At 58.2% G+C, this 543-nt stretch carries 1 protein-coding gene and 1 pseudogene; both read left to right on the top strand.

The window, feature by feature from the left end; genetic code table 11:
• Window positions 1-370 (top strand): hypothetical protein (locus tag Q4563_RS15720; protein WP_303605130.1); only part of this gene is annotated, 370 nt, incomplete at its 5' end.
• Window positions 360-543 (top strand): annotated as a pseudogene (locus tag Q4563_RS15715) (DNA-binding response regulator); the annotation flags it as partial. The gene Q4563_RS15720 and the pseudogene Q4563_RS15715, both read left to right, overlap by 11 nt.

Genomic DNA, 543 nt, shown 5'->3' with positions numbered 1-543 from the left:
GGCTCAGGGGGACGCCAGTGATCCGGCGGAGCGACTCAATAACGGCTATCTGATCAAGCCGATCCGCGATCGCAAGTTGCTGGACATGGTTGCCAGAGTGCTGCAGTTGCAATGGCAATACGACGACGATGCATCCGAGCTGAGTGCGCCGTCGGGTGCCGACCCTGTCGATATGACGTTATCAGAAGCGAGGGAAATGCTGGCGGCTGCCGAAGTGGGGCACATTGTGGGCATGGAAGCCGTGCTTGAGCAGATGGAGCAGCGGGGCGCTGCTGCGACCATGCTGCGACGAGTACGACACTGCCTCTCGGCCTTCCGGTTCGATGAGCTAATCACACTGACCAAGAAGGTGATCAATGATGAAACATAGCGTCAGCGTCACGGCATCGGGAAGCAGTACCCAGGGAGTGGTACTGATTGCTGATGACACCATTGGTTCACTGGGCATGCTGAATGAAATGCTCGTGCAGGCCGGGTATACGGTGTTGGTGGCCATGGATGGTTTGCAAGCCCTCGCCGTGGCCGAAAGAATGATGCCCGACC

This window comes from Gilvimarinus sp. 1_MG-2023, assembly GCF_030548285.1.
Note: the sequence above shows the minus strand (reverse complement) of the source record. Positions and strands in the feature narration are given on the sequence as shown.